Origin of the sequence: Acinetobacter sp. YH12043 (assembly GCF_013419915.1) — a bacterium.
Lineage (GTDB): Bacteria > Pseudomonadota > Gammaproteobacteria > Pseudomonadales > Moraxellaceae > Acinetobacter.
Map to the genome: position 1 here is coordinate 98,546 of NZ_VOZD01000009.1, position 22,007 is coordinate 120,552.

A 22,007-nucleotide genomic window follows, 5' to 3' on the forward strand; every position below is an offset into this window, starting at 1 on the left:
GTGGAGATGCAGTAGTTCTTTTGTGTAGTTCCTCACATTTGATCACTTAACATGATCGGTTTTTAAAGTCATGAGAAGTTATTCAAAATGCAGCCATTTTGTTATGATGTGGGCAATATCAAAGATAGATAGGAAAGTGAATGACGACCTTAAAAAATGATCGTTTTCTGCGCGCATTGTTACGTGAACCTGTAGATACTACCCCTGTATGGATGATGCGTCAGGCAGGCCGTTATTTACCAGAATATCGAGAAACACGTGCCAAAGCAGGGGATTTCCTTTCTCTTTGCAAAAATACTGAATTTGCCTGTGAAGTGACTTTGCAGCCTTTACGCCGTTATGAGCTGGATGCGGCCATTTTATTTTCGGACATTCTGACTGTACCAGATGCTTTAGGTCTGGGTCTGTATTTTGAAGCAGGTGAAGGTCCGAAATTCCACAAAACTGTGCGGACTGAACAGGATGTGGCTAATTTACCCAAATTCAATGCCAAGTCTGACCTTGATTATGTAATGAATGCAGTGTCGACCATTCGTTCCGCTTTGGGTGGGCAAGTACCATTGATCGGCTTCTCTGGCAGTCCGTGGACCTTGGCGACATATATGGTTGAAGGGGGTTCGAGCAAAGACTTCCGCTTCACTAAAAACATGATGTACGCACAGCCAGAGGTTCTGCATGCTTTATTAGAACGTTTAGCAGATGCTGTGACTGAATATCTGAATGCCCAGATTGATGCAGGTGCTCAGGCAGTACAGATCTTTGATAGCTGGGGCGGGGCACTTGCTCATCGTGAATATATTGAATTTTCACTCAATTATATGCAGAAAATTGTGGCAGGTTTGCAACGTGAAAAAGACGGTCGCAAGATTCCAGTAATTCTGTTTACCAAAGGTGGAGGTCAATGGCTGGAGCCAATGGTTGCGACCGGTGCAGATGCTTTTGGTCTGGACTGGACTACACCGCTTAATGTTGCGCGTCAGACTGTTGCAGGCCGTGCCGCACTACAAGGCAACCTGGATCCGGCAACTTTATATGGCACTCCAGACGCGATTGCTAAAGCAACCAAGTTGATGCTGGATGATGCCTATGCTAACGGTGAAAAAACCGGTTATGTAGCCAACTTAGGTCATGGCATTACCCAGTGGGTGGATCCAGCCAATCCTAAAGTATTTATTGATACCGTACATGAGTACAGCGCTAAATACCTTTAGGATGTAAACCTTGATCGACTTTTTTAAATCAGGGTTTGAATTTATCTATAAGGCAGCTTCGGCTGCCTTATTTGGGATTCTGCTCCTGCTTGCTTTTGCACAAACCGCATCAATGGGTAGTGAACTATTTTACGGTTTCTATCGCTATGACTATCTATTATTTTTCGCTTTACTGATTCAGGTGGTATTACTCTATACCAAACTGGAATCCTGGGCCGAAGCCAAAGTAATTTCCTTGTTCCATATCATGGCGATGGTTATGGAAATTTTCCTGACCCATCCGGCGATTGCATCCTGGCAATATCCACAACCTGCAATTTTTAAAATACTGACGGTGCCTTTATTTGCTGGCTTTATGTATTCGGCTGTCGGCAGTTTTTTTGCACGTTCCTTACGCTTATACCAAGTCTCATTTGAAAAATTGCCGCACTTTAGCCATATGCTGGCTTTGGCAGTACTGTCCTACATCAACTTTATGAGTAAATTCTTCATTCCGGACTATCGTTTGCTGTTATTTGTCTGGAGTGTAGTGATGTTCTGGAAAACCAGAATTCGATTTCAGTTGAATCAGCATGCTTTTCAGCTGCCGATGTTACCTGTCCTGTTGATTTTGGCTTTCATTATCTGGGTGGCTGAGAACATCAGTACCTTTTATCAGATCTGGCTATATCCAAGCCAGGTAGAAAAATGGCACATGGTCGGTTGGGGCAAGCTCGGTTCCTGGTATTTACTTTTATTGCTCAGTCTGGTGCTGGTATTAAAGATTCTAGGACAGCGTAATTCTCAAGGTAACTGGAGTCTAAAAACCCGGTAAAACTATTCTGTTTATCTTTATGTAAATCAGACAGTTTTTTCATTGCGCCAAATTAGACTTCCCGCTACTCTCCTGAATGTGTAATGAAGATTACATCATTAGCGTAATAACAAAAGATGCATGAGAATAACCGGAGAATAAGTATGTTAAAAAAGATTATGCTCGCTGTGGTATTGGCAACGGGTTCTGGTATGGCGATGGCGGATAGAGATGTAGGTTGTGGTATTGGTAGCCAGGTATGGGCAGGCCAGTCAGGCATTATTCCTAAGCTGCTTGCAGGTACAACAAACGTCCTGTTTACTAACCAGTGGCTGGGTATTACTTTCGGTACTTTAGGATGTAGCCAGGGCGGTACAGTAACGGCTCAAGTCGTGACTTTTACCAATGAAAATGCTGAGGCATTGGCACGTGATATGGCCGTAGGTGAAGGTGAAAGCCTGAATGTACTGGCTGAACTGCTAAATATCAAGGCAGAAGACAAAGCACGTTTCTTCACTGTATCTAAGCAGAATTTCTCTGAAATCTATTCAGAAGAAAACCAGAATACTTTACAAGTGTTAAGTACTCTACAAACAGTCATGGCTAAAGATGAAGTATTAAAAGCTTATATCTAAGTATCGCTGTAAAAACCCTGCTGTCCTGGCAGGGTTTTCTTATAAATAAAAACTGAAAAGAACCGTTGACTGAATGAAATATGCTTTTTTGCTCTCAGCCTTGCTGTGGAGTCCCCTAAGTTTTGCATCCGAAATTTCTCCAGATATTCAAGCTTATCTAGAACAAGCCACACAAAAAAAATTGCACCAGACCGCGACCTGGCAGCGTTTGATGTATGTCAATGCTGAAGGAAAAAGTGAAGTCAGCTATCCTGGTTATTTTCTGGCAAAGCAGGGCAAGACAGATCTGCAACTTGAATTGGAGCAAAATATACAAGCATTGTTTGAGCCCGCAGAACCCAATCAGTCTGTACGATGTAAATTCCCGGCACGTAGTCAGTGGTTAATGCAACAGCTGAATATTTCTGAACAGCAATTGCCTGAAGCGAGTTGCCCGGATTTTGAGCGCTGGATGAATGAAGTCAAGCCTTATCAGGCGACCCTGATTTATGCCACCGATTATATGGGCAATCCCAGCTCCATGTTTGGTCATACTTTGCTGCGTCTGGATCCCAAAGACCAGCAGCAACTGAATCTGGTTTCTTATGCGGTCAATTATGCTGCCACAGTTGACAGTAATGATAACTGGTCCTTTGCCTGGAAAGGGCTGACCGGACAATATCCGGGGGAATATTCCTTGATGCCGTATTACCGCAAAGTCAAGGAATATGGTGACTTTGAAAGCCGTGATTTATGGGAATATGAACTTAATTTAACACCTGAAGAAACCGGTTTTCTGGTGAAGCATCTCTGGGAAATGCAGCAGGTAAGTTTCCCTTATTATTTCATTAATGATAACTGTGCTTATCGTCTACTAGGGCTTTTTGATCTGGTGCGTCCTGAACTGAACTTGCAGCAGCAATTCGATACCGCCGCGATTCCGGTCGAAACTTTAAAAGTTGTGGAACAGCAGGGACTGATCAGGAAGAAAATTTATCGTCCGGCGCTGGAAACTCAATTGCTGGCTCAAGCCCGGCAACATGGCAAATCCTTGGCAAAAACTGCGCATCAGGTGGCTTATGCAGAAACCTCTGAAATGGAAGCCATGCTGCAACATTATCCGGCTGAAGACCAAGCCAAGATTCTGGAAATGGCCTATGACCATTTATATCTGGATTTTCTTCGTCAAGAAGTTGATGAATCTTTTGCCCAGCCGCGCTTTCGCAAATTATTGGGCCTAAGAAGTCAGTTGGCGATAGACAAACAGCGTCAGCAGCCAGAGCGTCCAAAAATAGATCCGGTTCAAAGCCATCATGCCCGAAATATCGTTCTTGAAACTGGGCAAGTACAGGGTGAGACTTTTGTGCAGTTGGGGCATCGTCAGGCTTATCACGACCTCATGGATCCGCAAGGCGGGCTGCGTACAGGAACCCAATTATTATTCCTGGATGGTGCATTGCAATACCGTGATGACCGCGTGAAGCTGGAGCACCTGGATCTACTTACAGTGAATTCCTATAACCCGATCAATGCATTTAAAGCGCCGTTATCTTGGGGTTTTAGTTTGGGCTGGAAACAGGAAGCACTGGATCAGCATGGCCAGTTTAGTACCGAGCAGCAGCATGGCGTAGCCAATTTTCAGGTTCAGGGTGGCTATAGCTGGGCAAATGAAGCACGTGAACATCTCTGCTATGTGCAGCTACAAAATCATGTGCAGGCCGGAAAAGCGCTTGACAAAGGATGGCGTGTCGGTATGGGGCCAACGGTGGGTTGTCAGAATATCTGGACGGATCAGATCAATAGTCTGGTACAGGTGGAACTGCCGTATTGGGAAGATTCTCATCAGTGGCAACTGAAGTTGAAAAGCCAGTTGCAATATGCATGGAATACACAAAATGCCATTCGGGCGGGCTGGGAATATCAGCAACAGGACTCGAAAGACTGGGAAAAATGGAGTCTGGGCTTAGTCCATTATTTCTGATTTGGCGAACATAACATCGAATATTGAGTAAATTAATTTTATAGATCAAATGACTTGTATTTGAATGTTTAAAATAAATTCATGTTCGGAGACTTCTACCGATATTATCAAAGATTGTATTCAGTAATTGGGTTAAAATGCCTGAATATTGTTGTATTTGTCACATAATATCACTGCGAATCGCAAAGTATCGGGAAAAGTTATATGAATAATGAGTGTATGGCTATGCTGGCGGAGCAGTGGGAGCAGATCTGTCAAAATTATTCATCAGATGATTTGCTACACGCATTTCAGTTTATTCAAGACCACTCTTTGGTACTGGTAGAAGAATTCTATAAAAATATGCTTCTGGAAGAAGAAGCATCTCAGTATTTTACTGATGAGCTGATTCAGCAGCGTTTACGCGATACTTTACATCAATGGCTTTCAGAAAGTTTTAGTGTAGCGCTGAATAAGCGTTATGCAGAGGCTGTGCAAAAACAGAATATCGTTGGACATGTGCATGCACGCGTCGGGATTCCATCCTGGCTGATTATGCGCGGTGTACGAGAAATTCAGCGCAAAATGTTTGAATTGCTGAGTTTAAATCCGCAGCCGAACATGCTTACTACCTGTAGTTATATTGTACAAATCATGGGATTTGCCACAGAAATTATGTGTCGTTCCTATGAGGCGAAATCAGTTCAGAATCAGGAAATGAAGCACAGTTACCGGGTATTTTCTGCAATGCAGGATGTCGCGGTACAAAAAGATAAGCAGCGCAGTTCATTGCTGGATTGGGAAAATGAGCTGATGTTCAAGGTCTTTTCTGGAACTACAGGCATTAGACATCAAATGCTGTCCAAGTCAGAATTTGGCTTATGGTTTATTCATAAGGCGTCTTATGCCTTTACCGGTTCTGATCAGGTCGATTTAATTATCGAGCGAATTTATCAGATCGATACGCTGAATCAGGCAGTGCTGGAATGTACTGAAAAAGATCAGATGCTGAATCTGATTCAAAGTATTCGTGACTTAAACCGTGAAATACAGCACTTGGTCGATCAATTATTCCAGGTTGCAGATTACATCGAATCTGGAAATGACTCGTTAACCCAGTTATTGAATCGCCGTTATTTAAATACCATTATTTCACGTGAAATCAATTTCTCTCGTGATAACCAGACACCACTATCCTTGCTGGCGATCGATGCCGATTTCTTCAAAGCCATTAATGATAAATATGGTCATGCAGCCGGCGATCTGGCCTTAAAATTTATTGCTGATGCCTTACAGAAATATATTCAGGGCAGTGACTATGCCTTCCGTGTCGGTGGGGAAGAATTCCTGCTGCTGCTGGTGGATTCCGATGAAAGACGCGCGCTGAACATTGCTGAAAATATCCGTACATATGTAGAGCATGGCCTGATCAGTACGGCTCAAGGACAGCAATTTAGACTCACGGTTAGTATCGGCTGCGCGTTATTTGATGGTCATCCGGATTACCAAAGATTCCTGGATGCCGCAGATGCTGCACTGTATATGGCTAAAAATACAGGGCGTAACCGGGTCTATCTGGCGCAACCTTCTCAAATTCAGGGCGCACAAAAAGCGTCTGTCTAATTTAAAATTTGCTGCTGAATCGCAGCCTGAAATTGCTGTTTTTGCCGTACATATTCGGGATGGACTTTGGCTTTATCCCATTTTTGTTTAAATTTTTTCGCTGCAGCAGCTTTAACCGGATCTTCAGAACTGCGCGGCAATTCCTCACGCCCATGCGCACCACTTAAACCCTTTTTATCATCTGGAACCGGACCATCGTATTTTTTGCCGCCTTTATGATTGGCATAACGTCGGGCGCGGGTATAACCCATTTGTAAAAACTTGCGTGCCATATCGGCCCCGACGAAATCTTCATGTTTTAAATATTCTAGAAACAGGGCATAAATTTTTTCACTACTGGCTTGGGCTTTTTCCGCATCTGCAAAACGCCAGTGGGGCAGAATTTCCGACTTATAAGGTTCTACTAAAAGCACGCCTTGCTCACCGCGTCCAATCCGGTATAAGTCTGGACGTTTACGGAAATCAATTTTTTTAAAATCTAGACTATAGTCAAAACTATTTGAATGAACACGTGAAGGGCGTTTAGGCGGATCAGGCTGTTTTCTACTCATGGCTGTTTCCAGAATTTATACACTTGGATCATGCAGCCTTCTAAACAAAAGATCTGTATTTAAACATGGCAGGAAATGTAGTCAGGAAATTAATTATGCAGCATCAATTTGTTTATTTTTAAAACTAGGGAAGTTAAGTTAATGAGACAACTTTTTGAAAAGAATGTAGGGATAAAATTTTAAGAAATTGAATGAATACGTAGAAAAGTTAAGGAATTGATTGCAAAATTCCTTAACTGATGAAGATATTGAATTCGTACTTATCTTTTAACTTTCTACCACGACATAATATTTTTTAACGGCTTCAACCACTTCAAAAGTGCCAATAAAACCGAGTGGAATAATGCCGGCTTCACCTGCTTTGATTTCAACAAAGGATTGTCTTTGAGCATCATGTAAACGGACGATCCCTTCGATTACCTGAAAGAATTCCTGTTTATTCTCGGCAAATACGATATTCCACGCACCCACTTCACATTGCCAGATTCCGCAATCCATATTGGGATGTTGATAGGCACTCTGGGTCAGGCGTTTAGGATTGCCTTTAACCAGCCGGTCTGGCCGTGGATAATCGATACTTTCTTCAGCCTGGCCTAAACCTTGACCCGCAATCCAAATAGATGACATTTTCGTAACCTCATCGTGTAAAAAAGCCCCAATATCAATTGAGGCTTTCATGTATGAATCTATATTAATAACTTTCTGGTACAGCGCCTAAAAACTCACGGCGGACTTCTTTATCGGTTTTAAAGTCACCGATAAATGACACCGTACGCGTCGTCGATTCCTGTTTGCCAACACCACGCATCATCATACACATATGTGCTGAATCAATCATCACAGCCACACCACGTGCATTGGTGACTTCAGCAACCGCTTCTGCGATTTGCTGGGTCAGATTTTCCTGAATCTGCAAACGACGGGCAAACATTTCAGTAATTCGGGCAAATTTAGACAGCCCCAATACCTTGCCTTCAGGTAAATAGGCAATATGTACACGGCCATAAAATGGCAATAAATGGTGTTCGCAGAGTGAATAAAATTCGATATTTTTCACTAAAACCATTTCACGGTTATCTGATGGAAAAACCGCACTATTGGTCACTTCTTCCAGAGTCTGGCTATAACCTGAGGTTAAATACGAAAACGCTTTCGCAGCACGCACGGGCGTATCTTTGAGACCAGGGCGATTGAGATCTTCACCAACGGCAGTAAGAATGTTTGCGTAAGATTGCTGCATAGTCATATGACGTATTCACTTAAACTGAGAATGAACAAGGACGGCATTGTAGCAGAAATCTTTTACAATGCCTTATTTTGGGGGTAAATCCGCTTACTGTTTAAACTTTGGATTTTTTTCTGCACGTTTTAGCAAAACTAAAACTGCGCCAGTGCCACCCTGTTTTTCAGGCGCACTGACAAAGGCCAGAACATCACGGTGCTGACGTAACCAGCCGTTGACATAAGTTTTTAAAATCGCTTCCGGCCCTTTGCCATGTACGATCTTGATCACGTTCTGGTTTTCATCTTTGGCGATCTGGATAATCTGAAGCACAGCCTGACGTGCCTCTTCGACCGTACAACCATGCAGGTCGACAGCTTCGAACCAGCGCAGATTGCCTGCTTTTAAATCTTCAAAAACCTTATGCTGCAAGGTCGCAATGCGGTAGCTTAAGCTCGCTTGACTGCCAACCGGATTGAGCATGGCTTGAGTATCAGACAGGACGGTTTCATCGGTATGCATGGGGCCTTCGGCAGCAGCACGCTTGGCCAAAGTTTGCGCATCGACTTTTTTCTTGGGAGATTTTTCTATTTTCGCAATATTGCCGGCATCAATTTTTTGTACGCCTTGCATCTGCTTGCGAAATAGATCGAGGTCTTCCTCCTGTTCCTGCTCCGCTGTTTTCACGACAGGGGCAACAGGTTCAGCCTTAGGCTGAGGATGACTAATTTGCTTTTTAAGATCTTTGAGTAAATTGTACTGATCTTTAGAAAGCGAAGAATCGTGTTTGCTCATAATCTGGAAACGGGGGAGATACTGAATTTGGTAAATTATAGTCTTAAATGACTGAAAGGAGAAATGAATTGCACTAAATACAACATATCCCAAACCCAGCATTAATTTCTCAATAGTTTTCTAAGATTGTATAGCTTGATGAACTTTAAATAGAAAATAATTCATGAATATTCTCCTTTTATCATCTTAACAGTTGCCTCGATGGAACATCTCTCTTTAAATATAAATCAATCAAACCTGGAAAATAAAAAAATGAGTTATTCAGGCAGTTGTTTGTGTGGCGATGTCCAGTTCAAAGTAAATACGAATATTCAGGCCATGTATCATTGTCACTGCAGTTTATGTCGTAAACAGAGTGGTACGGCCGCAAATGCAGCAACTTTAGTTCATCAGCAATATTTTGAATGGACCTCAGAACAGACTTCAATTTCCTGCTATCAAAAAGAGACCGGATTTCGTTCTCATTTTTGTCAACACTGTGGCTCGCCTGTACCGAATCAGGTAGGTACAATTGCATTGATCTGGATTCCTTTAGGGCTTCTGGATCAAGCACCCAAAATTCAGCACAGACTGAGTTTTTGTCTGAACTCGAAGGTGGATTGGGCAGATGAAATCAAGGCGGATGAGTCCTATTCTGAACTGCCAGAATTTGAAAAATTAATCTCTTATTTTGATCATTCAACTCAGTATTAAATGAATTTGGTTAATAGAAATAAAAAAAAGCCCCATGCTGAGATGGGGCTTTTTTTATACTTAATATTTTAAACCGATTCAGGCTCACCGAATAAATCACGGAAAGCATGATCTGGACGTGGCTGTTTCATGAAACTTTCACCGACTAGGAAGGCATGAATATCATGTTCCTGCATCATCGAAACATCAGCAGGGGTCGCAATACCGCTTTCAGTGACCAGCAGGCGTGAAGGATCCAGTAATTTTTTCAGACGTAGTGATGTATTCAGGTCGACATCAAAAGTTTTTAAATTACGGTTGTTCACACCCAGCAGACAACGATCAGACAGTTTTAAAGCACGTCCTAATTCTTCTTCATCATGCACTTCAACCAGTACATCCAGATTATGCTCAAATGCGGTTTTAGACATTTCTTCTAACTGCTGATCAGACAGACAGGCCACGATCAGCAAGATACAGTCTGCATGTAGTGCACGCGCTTCAATCACACCATAAGGATCGATCAGGAAATCTTTACGCAGCGCAGGCAAGTCACAGTGCGAACGGGCGATCTGAATATTTTCATCAGCACCCTGAAAAAAATCCACATCAGTCAGTACAGATAAACAGGCAGCGCCGGCATCCTGATATTGCGCCGCAATTTCTGCAGGATTGAAGTTTTCACGAATCACGCCTTTGGACGGAGAAGCCTTTTTAATTTCAGCGATTACACCCGGACGTTTAGACATTAAAGATTGAGCAAAACCACGTACAGGTGTCGCGCCTTGAGCTAACTCTTCTATATCCTTATAGCTTTTCTGCTTCAAACGAAGAGCGAACTCTTCTTTCTTACGATCAACAATTTTACCCAAAATTGTATTTGCAATATCAACCATGATTCAAATTCCTGACCGTATTAAGCTTCATATTGTTTGATGGTTTTGGTGAATTCAGACAGCACGCTCATTTTTTCCAGTGCCTGGCCACCATAAATAATATCGTGTGCCAATGCCACACCTTGCTTATAGCTTGAAGTCAGGCCTGATACATAAATACCAGCACCGGCATTTAGGGCAATCATATTGGCAGCCTTATGACCGATCTCAGATTTCTTCTTGCCTAAGGCATCTTTAATCAGAGCCAGACTTTCTGCTGAACTTTCAATAATTAAGCCAGTTAAGGTTTGCGATTCAATGTCGACCTGTTCAGGAATGATTTCCCATTCAGTGATTTCACCGTTTTTCAGCTCAGCCACATGCGTCGAAGAAGCCAGACTGATTTCATCTAAGCCATCACGTGAATGTACGACCATGACATGTTCAGCACCGAGCTGTTTCATGACTTCTGCAATTGGGCGGCAAAGTTCATTGGAAAATACCCCGATGACCAAACGTTTTACGCCGGCCGGATTCGTAAGCGGGCCGAGCAGGTTGAAAATACTGCGAATACCCAGTTCTTTACGTGGACCAATCGCATATTTCATGGCTTTGTGATGATTCGGTGCGAACAGGAAGCCCACACCAATATCACGGATACAGCGTTCGGTTTGCTGCATATTCAAATCAAGATTAATGCCTGCCTGTTCCAGTAAATCTGAAGAGCCTGATTTGGTAGAAACACCACGGTTACCATGTTTGGCAATCGTTGCACCAGCTGCTGCAATTACAAAGGCTGAAGCGGTAGATACGTTAAACAGGTTTTGTCCATCACCGCCTGTACCGACGATATCCACCAGATGAGGGACATCACTGACATCAATTTTGGTTGCCAGTTCACGCATGACACGTGCTGCAGCAGTAATCTCGTCAATACTTTCGCCTTTCAGGCGTAGACCCATGAGCAGAGCACCGATCTGGGCATCGGTTGCTTCGCCAGACATAATGGTGCGCATCACGTCTTCCATTTGTTCCTGAGTCAGGTGAATGTTTTTAGTAATATTGCTTAAAGCTTGTTGAATATTCATGACTTGCGTTTTGCCCATTATGCGTAAATTTCAAGAAAGTTTTTAAAGATCTGATGACCATGCTGGCTCAGGATTGATTCCGGATGGAACTGCACGCCTTCAATCGGTAGTGTCTTATGTTTAATCCCCATGATTTCTTCCATAGAGCCATCTTCTTCATTGGTCCAGCAGGTCACTTCCAGGCATTCTGGTAAAGTGGCCTGATCAATCACCAGCGAGTGGTAACGCGTCGCAGAGAAAGGATTCGGCAAGTTGCTAAAAATGCCTTTGTCGCTGTGATACATGTCAGACAAACGACCATGCATGACGCGTTTGGCACGAATAATATCGCCGCCAAAAGCCTGACCAATACTTTGATGTCCCAGACAAACACCGAGCAGGGGAATCTTGCCGCCAAAATGCTGAATGGCAGGAATCGAAATTCCTGCTTCACTTGGCGAACATGGACCAGGACCAATCACCAGATACTTGGGTTGCCATCGCTCAATATCCTCCAATGTCACGGCATCATTGCGGACTACTTTTACTTCTTGATTCAGTTCGCCAAAATACTGGACGATGTTATAAGTAAAGGAGTCATAGTTGTCGATCATTAGAAGCATGAGCTTAACCTATTGAAATTATTGCACTTAACTGTGCTAAAGTGATCCAGATTGAGCTTTATCGGGACTTGTTGCAAGTCTAGGGAATACACGACTAAATCGTTGATTTCATTGTGTGAAAATAAAGCACGCCTCATCATAGCAAAAAATAGCCACATCGGGCGCAATAATTTTTCAATTTTCAGGCTGGTGATTAGCTCACAGCCTTTTAGGCATTTTAAATGTGTGTATAAGTAATTAACTGACGAAAAGTAAGTTTAAATAAATATTGCAGTTATTATTTTTTTTAAATTAAAAATAAATAGGTTTTAAATTATTAAATTAATTATGCTGAAAAAAACATCATTTGAATAATAATGCGTGGGATAAATCAAACGATAAGATCGACAATTTGAATAAAAGTGACTCAAAATAGTGATCTTTTTAAGTACATAAACCTACAGATCACGCTTTGTAACTGATAAAACTTAACCAGAATTAAACGAAATCGAATATTTTTTAAACTAAATTAGCATAAAAACGCAATTCCTCACTGAAAAGTGCTCCTATTCTTACCTAATATGAAATCATCGCACTATTTAGGTGCGCTAAAAAAATACCTGCAACAAATCTCAGGAAGAATGCTTGAATATAGTGCATTTAGTTTAAGTCACAGTATAATAGCGACAAGGTATTTTTATCTTCCTATGTTTTCTTATAAAGATTTCAAGATTTTAGATATACTTTTAAAAGTTGGTACGCTAATTGCTTAATAGATACCAACTTCTAACACGCACTTTGCGAGTGCAACAAAAAACATCGGAGCAAAATGAGCATGGCGAACAAGGTCCTTCAACTCATACAAGAAAGTGGCGCGAAATGGGTCGATTTTCGCTTTACTGATACCAAGGGTAAAGAACAGCACGTTACTTATCCAGCAGACAGTATTGATGAAGATACGTTTGAAGACGGCAAAATGTTTGACGGTTCTTCAATCGCAGGTTGGAAAGGCATCGAAGCATCGGACATGATCTTACGTCCAGATGCAGAAACAGGTTTCATCGACCCGTTCTTTGCAGAGCCAACTGTTGTTGTGACTTGTGACGTTATCGAACCATCAACTGGTCAAGGTTATGAACGTGACCCACGTTCGATTGCTCGCCGTGCAGAAGAATACCTGAAATCTACAGGTATCGGTGATACTGCATTCTTCGGTCCAGAACCAGAATTCTTCGTATTTGACGAAGTGAAATGGGACATCGACATGTCTGGCGCGCGCCACACATTGATCGCTGAAGAAGCTGCTTGGTCTACTGGTAAAGATTACGAAGCAGGTAACTCAGGTCACCGTCCACGTGTTAAAGGTGGTTATTTCCCAGTTCCTCCTGTTGATTCTCATCAAGATATGCGTGCAGACATGTGTGCAAAAATTGAAGAAATCATGGGCCCAGGTCGTGTAGAAGTACATCATCACGAAGTTGCATCTTGCCAGTTAGAAATTGGCGTGAGCTTCAACACAATGGTTCGTAAAGCTGACGAAGTACAACAGTTCAAATATGCTGTTTGGAACGTTGCGCACCAATACGCTAAAACTGCAACCTTTATGCCTAAACCAATGGTAGGCGACAACGGTTCTGGTATGCACGTTCACATGTCGATCTCTAAAGATGGCAAGAACCTGTTTGCTGGTGATGAATATGCAGGCCTTTCAGAAATGGCATTGTACTTCATCGGTGGTGTGATCAAACATGCTCGTTCATTGAATGCGATCACTAACCCATCTACAAACTCATACAAACGTTTGGTACCTCACTTCGAAGCACCGATTATGCTTGCTTACTCAGCGCGTAACCGTTCAGCTTCTATCCGTATTCCTTATGTTTCTAGCCCTAAAGGCAAACGTATCGAAGCACGTTTCCCTGATCCAATGATGAACCCGTACCTAGGTTTCGCTGCATTGTTGATGGCGGGTATCGACGGTATCCAAAACAAAATTCACCCAGGTGAAGCTGCTGACAAGAACCTGTACGATCTTCCTCCTGAAGAAGAAGCGAAAATCCCTACAGTGGCACACAGCCTTGAAATGGCACTTGAATCTCTTAAAGAAGATCATGACTACCTGCTTAAAGGTGGCGTGTTTACTAAAGAAATGCTTGATGCTTACATCGAACTTAAGACTGAAGATGTACGTCGTCTGAACACGACTACTCACCCAGTTGAATTCGACATGTACTACAGTCTGTAATTCTGATCTGAATTTCATTGTAAAAAAGACCCGCCTTTGTGCGGGTTTTTTTGTATGATGCTGTTATTGATCAAAGATATGAAGTTATGGCACAACGTAAAAGACATACCGGCTTTTTTCCCTGGATTGATCCTCAGGATCATAGTAAAGGCTTTAAACTGAATTTTTCTGAAGTGACCTATGTAGAAGTTGCGCGTACATCTGAAGGTTATAAGCAGGTCGAGTTTGTGGCATTACGTCATCCTGAGCTGGCTTTGGACTATGACTACCCACAAAGTTTTTATCTCACCACAGATGGCATGATTTTGAAAAAGTTGCCAAATGGAAAATATGAAGTGATTGCCAAGACAGATAATGCCTAATCGTGAAGTTGATAACGTTGTGAGTGTAAAATTTAAAAATCCACATGGACCGCATATACCTGCTGCGCTTCGAGAATGGCTGTATGCCTCAGGGTCATTGACGCAGCAATTAACGGATCTGGCTAGTGGACAGTTTCGGGTAGAACCACAGCAGGAACATTTTCAGCGTCTGGAATTTGTGGATGCGCGGTGGATGCAGATGCCACATCAGCATACGTCCTGGGTGCGGGAAAGTTATTTATATGGCTGTGAAGAGCAGCCATGGGTCAAAGCAAAAAGTATATTTCCGATATTAAGCTTGCAAAAACGTGCGCGGATTTTTCAGCACATTGGATCGAAGCCGATTGGCTGGCTATTATTCCAGCGGACCAATCCAAACTGTGAGCGACGTGTGATTTATCTGGAAGAGGGCTGGACCCGCCAGAGCTGCTATACTTGGCATGGTTGTAAATTTATTGTACAAGAAACATTTTTACCGGCATTTGAACACTTTATACAAAATCAACAGGCTTAACTTGATATGGCAACTGCACAAGCAATTACCTGGCGTGAACGTCTGAGCGCCTATTATTATCTTTGTCGTTTTGATAAGCCAATTGGCACAGAGCTGGTCTTTTGGCCGACCATGTGGGCGCTATGGGTCGCAGCAAAAGGTGTTCCTGATCTCAGTATTCTGGTGCTGATGATTCTAGGTGTAATTTTTATGCGTGCAGCGGGCTGTGCCATTAATGACTTTGCCGACCGTAAAGTGGATGCGCATGTCGAGCGTACCAAAACCCGTCCCTTAGCCACCGGTATTATTAGTGCTAAAGAAGCAGTGATGGTCTTTCTGGTGCTCGTCGCAGCCAGTGCCTGCCTGTTATTTTTCCTGCCGATTGAAACCTTTTACTGGTCATTTGGCGCGTTATTTTTAGCGTTCATTTATCCATTTATGAAACGCTATACCCATTTGCCGCAGGTATTTTTGGGAGCTGCGTTTTCCTGGTCCATTCCTATGGCCTATACCGCAGTCGGGCAGACACCAGACCTAACCTGCTGGCTTCTCTATTTTGGCAATCTGGCTTGGACCGTGGCCTATGACACGCAATATGCGATTACCGATCGTGAGTATGATTTAAAGATTGGAGTAAAATCGACAGCCATTTTATTCGGTCAGCATGATATTCAGATCATTAGTACCTTACAGGTTCTAAGTCTGGTCTTGATTGGCACGGCATTATGGATTGAGGATTTGCTTGTTCCATTTGGCCTGATGGGGCTTCTAGCCGTCGCAATTGATTTTATTTATCAATGGTCAAAAACTCGAGATAAGGACCCGCAGCGCTGTTTCTGGGCCTTCCGGCATAACCGTTGGGTGGGGCTGATGATTTTCCTTGGAATCTTTGCCGCGCTTCTGTAACTGCACCTTGTCGATTCATAACAAAAGCATCCTATAAGGGTGCTTTTTTTTATGCTTAATTCAAGATTCTTCATGAAAATCATAAACAACAATAAGGGATTAGAATATGAATAATGTAGTGAAAAACGGTTTCAAAAAAACCTGTCTGGCACTGGTATGTTCCATGTCATTGTTTATGACTGCGTGTAATGACGATGATAATGATTCGTTCCGACCACAGGAAAGGGTATTTTTAAGTCAACAGTCTTATGATGAGGATACCTTGCCTGAAGCATCGGATATTCAAGTCATACGCTATAATATGCCAAACGTAAATGGTGAACGGGCTGAAGCGACAGCCATGGTGTTTTATCCAAATATACCTCAACCTCAAGACGGATGGAGGGTGGTGGTTTGGGAACATGGCACGGTGGGTAGCGGTGATTCTTGTGCACCAAGTAATAACCAGCTGAATAATAATTTTAGAGGATTGGCCAGCAGCTTGCTTGCACAGGGATATGTGATTGTTGCACCCGATTATGAAGGATTAGGTACTCGGGGGATCCATCCTTATTTAAATTTAAAAAGTGCGGCACAATCGGCTATCTATGCAGTAAGAGCCTTTAAAGAACAACAAGGAAATCGATTTAATGGTGCCTGGGTCTCAGTGGGACAATCCCAGGGAGGACACGCATCACTTGCCACAGCCCAGTTTGCCGATGAAGATCCAAATTATAAGGCAGCAATTGCAGCAGCTCCGGCCTCAAGTCTGGGCTATATTATCAGTGAAGTAGCACCACAAGCGCTTAATGCTTTGGTTGAGGCTGGACAAGATAATGCTGCGAAAGCGGTCTATGCAGAATTACTGGCATATGCGGCTTATGTGGCTGTAGGGATTAAAGCTTATGAACCAGGCTTTAACTATCGCAATATATTCTCAAGCCGTGCAGGGATTGTGGCTGAAAAGGCGGAAGGTACGACTGGAGAAAATGGACTTTGTTTAGGGCCACTGATTACTGAATATATGCAAGATATTGATGATTATCTGGTGAATAATCCGGAAAAAACAGTCGTGGACTATCCGGGATTAGTAGAAAACTTCCAGAATAATTCGTCGGTTGAAAAGTTCCTTGAGAATAATCAGCCTGCAACTGAAAAAATTAATGTTCCTGTGATGATCATTCAAGGTACTGCAGATATGGCTGTTCCGTATCCAGTAACAAATACTTTACAACAGGGCTTGAAAGATATGGGAACCACAGTGAATTTTGTAGAGGTAGAGAATGCTTCACATACCGAGGCCATTGTACAAAGCAGAACCCAGCTGCTGACCTTTATTAATACCTATATGCCTTCAGGTATTTCTGTCAATCCTTAATCCTAAAAGGAGCTTCGGCTCCTTTTTATTCCTTGTGATGCTAGGCCTTGAGCAATCATTTAAGTTTGTTATAGTGGCTTAAGATTATAGGTTATCAGTGTAGGCTCGTTATGTCGGAACAGACAAAACCCCGCAGTATCAAAAAACTGCTTATCTTTGGAACCTTGGCTTTGTGTGTTCCAATTTTTTTGGTGACCATGGCATTTCTGGCAGTTAATAGCGATGCGAAGAATCAGGAAAAATATAAGCAACAACAGGCAGATATGATTGCCCGGATTGAAGCGCGTGAAGCGGCTGAAAAATCAAAGGCAGAGCAGGAGGCTCAAGCTGCTTCCGAAGCTGAAACAAATTCTTCTCATTAAACTATTCATCTCAAATCTCTTTGTAGCTGCCGGATCGTTGGAATTTCAGTGTAGCGGACGACTGTGTAGCCGGCAGCAATCAGCATCGCATCGCGTTCCGCATCTTCCTGTTCCTTGCCAATATGGCTAGGGTCATCCAGTTCTATAATCGCCACTACATTATATTCCCGGTCCATCACCACAAAATCGGTCACTTTACGGTTGAACTTGCTGCGCATTTTCATATTGTCATGTGTGATCAAAGCACTAAATGCGACCTGTGCCAGAATGTGATGATGCGGAAAAGCATCTTTCAGGCGAGTAAACATCTTGCTTTCGAAAGCTGTAATGACACGCTTGGGATAGAATTTCGTCTGGCGGGTAAACAGATGGGGGAAGAGCAGGCAAATTAAGGCAAAGCTTGCCAGACAGCCAATCACAAAGAATATAAACTGACTCAAATCAAACACGGATCATAAAAGAGAAAAGAATAAAAAAACCCACTTCGCAATGAGTGGGTTTTTCAGAATCTTGGCTCTCCCACCTGGGCTCGAACCAGGGACCTGCGGATTAACAGTCCGTCGCTCTACCGACTGAGCTATGGGAGAATAGATTGGCTCTCCAACCTGGGCTCGAACCAGGGACCTGCGGATTAACAGTCCGTCGCTCTACCGACTGAGCTATTGGAGAATCTGCAAGCGATTATAGAGAGATTTAAAAAGGGGTCAAGGCACTTTTATAAAAAAGCTAAAAAAACTGAATCAAGTGTTTTAAAAATAATCAAAAATGATTGTAGTTCAAAATGTTATGTTTATGTAATCTAGATTAAAGGTAGAGGGGTTGCGTGATTATTCTCTGTCAAGGTTGCGAGTCGCTAAAACTAAAAACAAGACTCATATAGATATTTAATACCAAAAAGACATAAAAAAACCCACTTCGCAATGAGTGGGTTTTTTCAGAATCTTGGCTCTCCCACCTGGGCTCGAACCAGGGACCTGCGGATTAACAGTCCGTCGCTCTACCGACTGAGCTATGGGAGAATAGATTGGCTCTCCAACCTGGGCTCGAACCAGGGACCTGCGGATTAACAGTCCGTCGCTCTACCGACTGAGCTATTGGAGAATCTGATGCGCATTTTAGGCAGGAAAACAAAGACCGTCAATCAATTCCTGTAAAGAAATGAATCATTTGTTTTTTTAATATGCATCTCAGACCCAAAAATAAAAAAATCACCCACAAGGGGTGATTTTTTAAGCTGGAAATAAAAAATTATTTCTCAACACCTGCAGGTTGACCTGCATATTTCGCATTTGCGTAATCCCAGTTCACCAGACTTTCTAGGAAAGTAGAGATGTATTTAGGACGAGCATTACGGTAGTCGATGTAGTAAGCGTGTTCCCAAACGTCGATTGTCAACACAGCAATTTTACCGTGTGCCATTGGAGTGTCAGCATTTGAAGTTTTAAGGATAGACAGGTTACCGTTTACTTCATCAGCAACTAACCAAGCCCAACCTGAACCGAACTGAGTTGCAGCAGCAGTTGCGAACTCTTCAGCGAATTTTTCGTAAGAACCGAAAGCTTCGTCAATTTTTGCAGCCAAAGCGCCAGTTGCTTTACCGCCACCGTTTTTAGTCAAGCAGTTCCAGTAGAATGTGTGGTTCCATACTTGCGCAGCGTTGTTAAATACACCTGCTTTAGATGAATCACCAGCAGTTGCTTTGATGATTTCTTCTAGCGTTTTGCCTTCAAGCTCAGTACCAGCGATCAGGTTGTTCAGGTTAACCACATAAGTGTTGTGGTGTTTGTCGTGGTGGTATTCTAAAGTTTCTTTGCTGATGTGTGGAGCAAGAGCGTCGTAGTCGTATGGTAATGGTGGTAAAGTAATGGTTGTCATGTTTTCAATTCCTTGCATTTTGCTGGGTTTTGACAATAAGTGGCGTTATTGTAATAGATTCTTAGGCAAAAATGGGCACTGTGTATAAATAACAATACAGAATAAAGCCTGAAAATTTAAAGATAAAGCCACTCATCTACTTGCCAATCGAAATTAAATCGGATTGTTTAATTCGAAATAACTATACTTAATATTAAATTGTTCTGAAATAGCTTTAGCCAGACGTTGTACACCATATTTTTCAGTGGCGTGGTGGCCGCAGGCATAATAATGCACATCCAGTTCCTGAGCATCATAAAAAGTACGCTCACTGACTTCGCCAGAAATATAAGCATCACAGTCTTGTGCCGCCGCTTTATGAATATAATCCTGTGCACCACCAGTACAGAAACCGACTTTTTGAATCAGGCTTTTTTCAGCAGGTAAATGCAGCGCATCATAGCCAAGTCTTTCTGATACATAGGCCTTGAATCCTTCTGGCGTCATGGCCTGCTTTAAATAACCAATATTCCCAATTGGACGGCGCTCATTCGGATCAAGCTGTTCAAGGTTTTCCAGTTCCAGCAGGTCTGCAATCGCAGCATTATTTCCCAGCGTTGGATGGCTGTCTAAGGGCAGGTGATAACCGACAAGCGAAATATCATGTTGGATCAGGCTTTTAATGCGTTTACCACGCATCCCGGTAATCGGGTAGGCTTCACCTTTCCAGAAATAACCATGATGTACCAGTAACAAATCAGCACCTTGTTCAATCGCAGCTTCGATCGCAGTTTGGGAGGCAGTAACGGCACATAAAATTTTATTGACTTCAGCTCGGCCTTCGATCTGTAAGCCATTCGGTGCATAGTCCTTAAATTCGGAAGATGCCAAAGTCTGATCGCACCAGCGGATAATATCGTTTAAATTCGCCATAAAATTCCTGTCAGTTTATAAACTTGCCAATTCTTATTTATTTGTCCAATTGTAACTAAAGCAGCACAAATCTCTGTGGATTTTTTTGTGTTTAGTTATGTATTTGGCATTACAATAGGATACAAATTACTTAGTCATCAACGAATTAAAATATTTTAGAGGATAGCAAAGTGCGCCGCACCTTTACATGGTTACCTTGGGTGTTACTGATTTTAGTCATTATCGGTTTTTTGGGGTGGCAGCAGCTGCAGAAACCTAAATCACCGATTGCGCCGGATGGCGTAAAAATGCCTGCTGAAAAAGTAGAACCGTTGATTGATACTTCGCGTTCTGGAGGGGTTGTCTCCTATAGTGCCGCCGTGAAAGTCGCAGCACCTGCGGTGGTGAATATCTTTACCACACAAAAAGTAAAACAGCAGGCGCACCCTTTACTGACTGATCCAGTCTTCCGTGAATTTTTCGGTGATCAGTTGCCAGACCAGTTTGGTCAGAGTCCAAATGAAAACAGTTTAGGTTCAGGTGTAATTGTACGTCCTGATGGTTATATCCTGACCAATAACCACGTGATTGCACAAGCAGACCAGATTGTGGTGGCTTTGCATGATGGACGCCGTGCCGAAGCCAAGGTCGTGGGTACAGACCCAGATACGGATTTGGCTGTAATCAAGATCGAACTTGAACAATTGCCAGTTTTGCCATTCAAGCTGAGTGGCAATGAAGTCGGTGATGTTGTTCTGGCTATTGGTAACCCGTTTGGTGTCGGTCAAACCGTGACTCAGGGGATTATTTCTGCGACAGGCCGTTCTGATCTGGGCATCAATACCTATGAAGACTTTATTCAGACAGATGCTGCAATTAACCCGGGTAACTCGGGTGGTGCATTGATTGATGTTGCTGGTAACCTGATCGGGGTAAATACAGCAATCTTCTCCCAAACAGGTGGCTCACTGGGGATTGGTTTTGCGATTCCCGCTAAAATCTGTCAGCAAGTGATGAATGCAATCCTGAAAGATGGCCGTGTCGTTCGTGGCTGGCTGGGTATCAGTCTGTTGCCGACAGAACGTAATGATGTATTGCAACCTAAAGAATCAGGTGTAGTGGTCGCTGAAGTGCTGGAAAATGGACCTGCAGCAAAAGCTGGCATCCAGCGTGGTGATAAAATCATTAAGGTGAATAATGAAGTGATTACTTCTGCCTCACATCTGATTAATTTTGTCGCTTTACAGGCCCCAAACAGTACTGTTCAGATTGAAGTAGAACGCGCTGGAAAAACTATGACACTGGATGTGGTGATTAGTGAACGTAAAACGCAAAGCAGTTCTTCACAATATATTCCTTTACCAGGTCAGTAATTTTTTCTTCAGGAAAATCCCTCCATGTGAGTAATGCCAGTCAGTTAAGAGATTGACTGGCTTTTTCTTGGGTATTTTTGAGGTTTTCCTTTTACAACCCTTGGATAACTCCTCACTCTTCTCTCAGGTATAACATACCGATTAGATTTCTCCATTAA

Annotated in this window: 23 protein-coding genes and 4 tRNA genes; 13 read left to right on the forward strand and 14 right to left on the reverse strand. The window is 42.7% G+C overall.

What is annotated here, in order from left to right:
* Positions 1 to 140: 140 nt before the first annotated feature.
* From hemE to FTU01_RS06285, 5 genes are all read left to right on the forward strand, one after another.
* Positions 141 to 1,211 (forward strand): uroporphyrinogen decarboxylase, encoded by a 1,071-nt coding sequence (hemE, locus tag FTU01_RS06265; RefSeq protein WP_179992059.1) that lies wholly within the window; start codon positions 141 to 143, stop codon positions 1,209 to 1,211.
* A gap of 10 nt (positions 1,212 to 1,221) precedes the next feature.
* Complete coding sequence (locus FTU01_RS06270) at positions 1,222 to 2,025, forward strand: DUF817 family protein (RefSeq protein WP_180138545.1); 804 nt, start codon at positions 1,222 to 1,224, stop codon at positions 2,023 to 2,025.
* Between the two features lie 143 nt (positions 2,026 to 2,168).
* Positions 2,169 to 2,639, forward strand: a complete 471-nt coding sequence (locus tag FTU01_RS06275) for a DUF3015 family protein (protein WP_004782788.1) — start codon at positions 2,169 to 2,171, stop codon at positions 2,637 to 2,639.
* A 73-nt stretch (positions 2,640 to 2,712) separates the two neighbouring features.
* Entirely contained in the window at positions 2,713 to 4,599 is a 1,887-nt protein-coding gene (locus tag FTU01_RS06280; protein WP_180138547.1) for a DUF4105 domain-containing protein, read from the forward strand.
* Positions 4,600 to 4,803: 204 nt separating this feature from the next.
* Entirely contained in the window at positions 4,804 to 6,201 is a 1,398-nt protein-coding gene (locus tag FTU01_RS06285) for a diguanylate cyclase (RefSeq protein ID WP_180010811.1), read from the forward strand.
* Here the strand turns inward: FTU01_RS06285 and FTU01_RS06290 are convergent.
* The 4 genes from FTU01_RS06290 to FTU01_RS06305 form a co-directional block, all read right to left on the reverse strand.
* The gene (locus FTU01_RS06290; RefSeq protein WP_180138549.1) at positions 6,198 to 6,752 is read right to left on the reverse strand and encodes a DUF4385 domain-containing protein; all 555 of its coding nucleotides are present in this window, start codon (positions 6,750 to 6,752) and stop codon (positions 6,198 to 6,200) included. The genes FTU01_RS06285 and FTU01_RS06290 overlap by 4 nt on opposite strands.
* 267 nt (positions 6,753 to 7,019) lie before the next feature.
* Positions 7,020 to 7,379, reverse strand: a complete 360-nt coding sequence (locus tag FTU01_RS06295) for a cupin domain-containing protein (protein ID WP_180138552.1) — start codon at positions 7,377 to 7,379, stop codon at positions 7,020 to 7,022.
* 64 nt (positions 7,380 to 7,443) lie between these two features.
* Positions 7,444 to 7,992, reverse strand: a complete 549-nt coding sequence (gene folE / locus FTU01_RS06300) for a GTP cyclohydrolase I FolE (RefSeq protein ID WP_171064799.1) — start codon at positions 7,990 to 7,992, stop codon at positions 7,444 to 7,446.
* 93 nt (positions 7,993 to 8,085) lie between these two features.
* Positions 8,086 to 8,769 (reverse strand): Smr/MutS family protein, encoded by a 684-nt coding sequence (locus FTU01_RS06305; RefSeq protein WP_034590020.1) that lies wholly within the window; start codon positions 8,767 to 8,769, stop codon positions 8,086 to 8,088.
* A 252-nt stretch (positions 8,770 to 9,021) separates the two neighbouring features.
* Here FTU01_RS06305 and FTU01_RS06310 point away from each other — a divergent pair, with 252 nt between their 5' ends.
* A complete protein-coding gene (locus FTU01_RS06310) occupies positions 9,022 to 9,462 on the forward strand; it encodes a GFA family protein (protein WP_159124403.1) in 441 nt (146 codons plus the stop codon).
* Positions 9,463 to 9,530: 68 nt separating this feature from the next.
* Here FTU01_RS06310 and trpC read toward each other — a convergent pair whose 3' ends face one another.
* The 3 genes from trpC to FTU01_RS06325 are packed head-to-tail and all read right to left on the reverse strand — an operon-like array spanning position 9,531 to position 12,006.
* Entirely contained in the window at positions 9,531 to 10,337 is an 807-nt protein-coding gene (trpC, locus tag FTU01_RS06315) for an indole-3-glycerol phosphate synthase TrpC (RefSeq protein WP_159124402.1), read from the reverse strand.
* 20 nt (positions 10,338 to 10,357) lie between these two features.
* Entirely contained in the window at positions 10,358 to 11,404 is a 1,047-nt protein-coding gene (gene trpD / locus FTU01_RS06320; RefSeq protein WP_034590018.1) for an anthranilate phosphoribosyltransferase, read from the reverse strand.
* 17 nt (positions 11,405 to 11,421) lie between these two features.
* Positions 11,422 to 12,006, reverse strand: coding sequence for an aminodeoxychorismate/anthranilate synthase component II (locus FTU01_RS06325; protein WP_004782771.1), 585 nt, complete (start codon positions 12,004 to 12,006; stop codon positions 11,422 to 11,424).
* Positions 12,007 to 12,814: 808 nt separating this feature from the next.
* Here FTU01_RS06325 and glnA point away from each other — a divergent pair.
* The 6 genes from glnA (at position 12,815) to FTU01_RS06355 (ending at position 17,710) form a co-directional block, all read left to right on the forward strand.
* The gene (gene glnA, locus FTU01_RS06330; RefSeq protein WP_171064793.1) at positions 12,815 to 14,230 is read left to right on the forward strand and encodes a type I glutamate--ammonia ligase; all 1,416 of its coding nucleotides are present in this window, start codon (positions 12,815 to 12,817) and stop codon (positions 14,228 to 14,230) included.
* 86 nt (positions 14,231 to 14,316) lie between these two features.
* Positions 14,317 to 14,592: a hypothetical protein gene (locus tag FTU01_RS06335; protein WP_004782767.1), complete on the forward strand. Its 276-nt coding sequence runs from the start codon at positions 14,317 to 14,319 to the stop codon at positions 14,590 to 14,592.
* The gene (locus FTU01_RS06340) at positions 14,585 to 15,106 is read left to right on the forward strand and encodes a chorismate lyase (protein ID WP_125279763.1); all 522 of its coding nucleotides are present in this window, start codon (positions 14,585 to 14,587) and stop codon (positions 15,104 to 15,106) included. The genes FTU01_RS06335 and FTU01_RS06340 overlap by 8 nt, the downstream gene beginning before the upstream one ends.
* 6 nt (positions 15,107 to 15,112) lie before the next feature.
* Positions 15,113 to 15,991, forward strand: coding sequence for a 4-hydroxybenzoate octaprenyltransferase (ubiA, locus tag FTU01_RS06345; protein ID WP_180138554.1), 879 nt, complete (start codon positions 15,113 to 15,115; stop codon positions 15,989 to 15,991).
* A 106-nt stretch (positions 15,992 to 16,097) separates the two neighbouring features.
* Positions 16,098 to 17,348, forward strand: a complete 1,251-nt coding sequence (locus FTU01_RS06350) for a S9 family peptidase (RefSeq protein WP_180138556.1) — start codon at positions 16,098 to 16,100, stop codon at positions 17,346 to 17,348.
* A 110-nt stretch (positions 17,349 to 17,458) separates the two neighbouring features.
* Positions 17,459 to 17,710, forward strand: coding sequence for a hypothetical protein (locus tag FTU01_RS06355; protein WP_180138557.1), 252 nt, complete (start codon positions 17,459 to 17,461; stop codon positions 17,708 to 17,710).
* A 5-nt stretch (positions 17,711 to 17,715) separates the two neighbouring features.
* Here FTU01_RS06355 and FTU01_RS06360 read toward each other — a convergent pair whose 3' ends face one another.
* The 7 genes from FTU01_RS06360 to FTU01_RS06390 all read right to left on the reverse strand — a co-directional run bounded on the left by FTU01_RS06360 (position 17,716) and on the right by FTU01_RS06390 (position 20,497).
* Complete coding sequence (locus tag FTU01_RS06360; RefSeq protein ID WP_180138558.1) at positions 17,716 to 18,159, reverse strand: DUF2726 domain-containing protein; 444 nt, start codon at positions 18,157 to 18,159, stop codon at positions 17,716 to 17,718.
* A gap of 62 nt (positions 18,160 to 18,221) precedes the next feature.
* A tRNA-Asn gene (locus tag FTU01_RS06365) sits at positions 18,222 to 18,297 on the reverse strand.
* A 6-nt stretch (positions 18,298 to 18,303) separates the two neighbouring features.
* Positions 18,304 to 18,379: transfer RNA gene (locus tag FTU01_RS06370), tRNA-Asn, on the reverse strand.
* 274 nt (positions 18,380 to 18,653) lie between these two features.
* A tRNA-Asn gene (locus tag FTU01_RS06375) sits at positions 18,654 to 18,729 on the reverse strand.
* A 6-nt stretch (positions 18,730 to 18,735) separates the two neighbouring features.
* Positions 18,736 to 18,811, reverse strand: a tRNA-Asn gene (locus tag FTU01_RS06380).
* 147 nt (positions 18,812 to 18,958) lie between these two features.
* Positions 18,959 to 19,585 (reverse strand): superoxide dismutase, encoded by a 627-nt coding sequence (locus FTU01_RS06385; protein ID WP_004782758.1) that lies wholly within the window; start codon positions 19,583 to 19,585, stop codon positions 18,959 to 18,961.
* 153 nt (positions 19,586 to 19,738) lie between these two features.
* Positions 19,739 to 20,497 carry a Nif3-like dinuclear metal center hexameric protein gene (locus FTU01_RS06390; protein WP_180138559.1) on the reverse strand — a complete coding sequence of 253 codons (759 nt, stop codon included), beginning with the start codon at positions 20,495 to 20,497 and terminating at the stop codon, positions 19,739 to 19,741.
* Positions 20,498 to 20,667: 170 nt separating this feature from the next.
* On the opposite strand from FTU01_RS06390, the gene FTU01_RS06395 reads away from it, so the two are divergent.
* A complete protein-coding gene (locus tag FTU01_RS06395; RefSeq protein WP_004782756.1) occupies positions 20,668 to 21,849 on the forward strand; it encodes a S1C family serine protease in 1,182 nt (393 codons plus the stop codon).
* Positions 21,850 to 22,007: the final 158 nt, after the last annotated feature.

Coding starts and splice junctions, on each gene's coding strand:
- FTU01_RS06275 (WP_004782788.1), top strand. CDS start 2,169: ATGTTAAAAAAGATTATGCTCGCTGTGGTATTGGCAACGGGTTCTGGT.
- hemE (WP_179992059.1), top strand. CDS start 141: ATGACGACCTTAAAAAATGATCGTTTTCTGCGCGCATTGTTACGTGAA.
- trpC (WP_159124402.1), bottom strand. CDS start 10,337: ATGGTTGATATTGCAAATACAATTTTGGGTAAAATTGTTGATCGTAAG.
- FTU01_RS06285 (WP_180010811.1), top strand. CDS start 4,804: ATGAATAATGAGTGTATGGCTATGCTGGCGGAGCAGTGGGAGCAGATC.
- FTU01_RS06390 (WP_180138559.1), bottom strand. CDS start 20,497: ATGGCGAATTTAAACGATATTATCCGCTGGTGCGATCAGACTTTGGCA.
- FTU01_RS06340 (WP_125279763.1), top strand. CDS start 14,585: ATGCCTAATCGTGAAGTTGATAACGTTGTGAGTGTAAAATTTAAAAAT.
- FTU01_RS06385 (WP_004782758.1), bottom strand. CDS start 19,585: ATGACAACCATTACTTTACCACCATTACCATACGACTACGACGCTCTT.
- FTU01_RS06295 (WP_180138552.1), bottom strand. CDS start 7,379: ATGTCATCTATTTGGATTGCGGGTCAAGGTTTAGGCCAGGCTGAAGAA.
- FTU01_RS06355 (WP_180138557.1), top strand. CDS start 17,459: ATGTCGGAACAGACAAAACCCCGCAGTATCAAAAAACTGCTTATCTTT.
- FTU01_RS06280 (WP_180138547.1), top strand. CDS start 2,713: ATGAAATATGCTTTTTTGCTCTCAGCCTTGCTGTGGAGTCCCCTAAGT.
- FTU01_RS06335 (WP_004782767.1), top strand. CDS start 14,317: ATGGCACAACGTAAAAGACATACCGGCTTTTTTCCCTGGATTGATCCT.
- folE (WP_171064799.1), bottom strand. CDS start 7,992: ATGCAGCAATCTTACGCAAACATTCTTACTGCCGTTGGTGAAGATCTC.
- FTU01_RS06290 (WP_180138549.1), bottom strand. CDS start 6,752: ATGAGTAGAAAACAGCCTGATCCGCCTAAACGCCCTTCACGTGTTCAT.
- trpD (WP_034590018.1), bottom strand. CDS start 11,404: ATGAATATTCAACAAGCTTTAAGCAATATTACTAAAAACATTCACCTG.
- FTU01_RS06305 (WP_034590020.1), bottom strand. CDS start 8,769: ATGAGCAAACACGATTCTTCGCTTTCTAAAGATCAGTACAATTTACTC.
- ubiA (WP_180138554.1), top strand. CDS start 15,113: ATGGCAACTGCACAAGCAATTACCTGGCGTGAACGTCTGAGCGCCTAT.
- FTU01_RS06325 (WP_004782771.1), bottom strand. CDS start 12,006: ATGCTTCTAATGATCGACAACTATGACTCCTTTACTTATAACATCGTC.
- FTU01_RS06310 (WP_159124403.1), top strand. CDS start 9,022: ATGAGTTATTCAGGCAGTTGTTTGTGTGGCGATGTCCAGTTCAAAGTA.
- FTU01_RS06350 (WP_180138556.1), top strand. CDS start 16,098: ATGAATAATGTAGTGAAAAACGGTTTCAAAAAAACCTGTCTGGCACTG.
- glnA (WP_171064793.1), top strand. CDS start 12,815: ATGAGCATGGCGAACAAGGTCCTTCAACTCATACAAGAAAGTGGCGCG.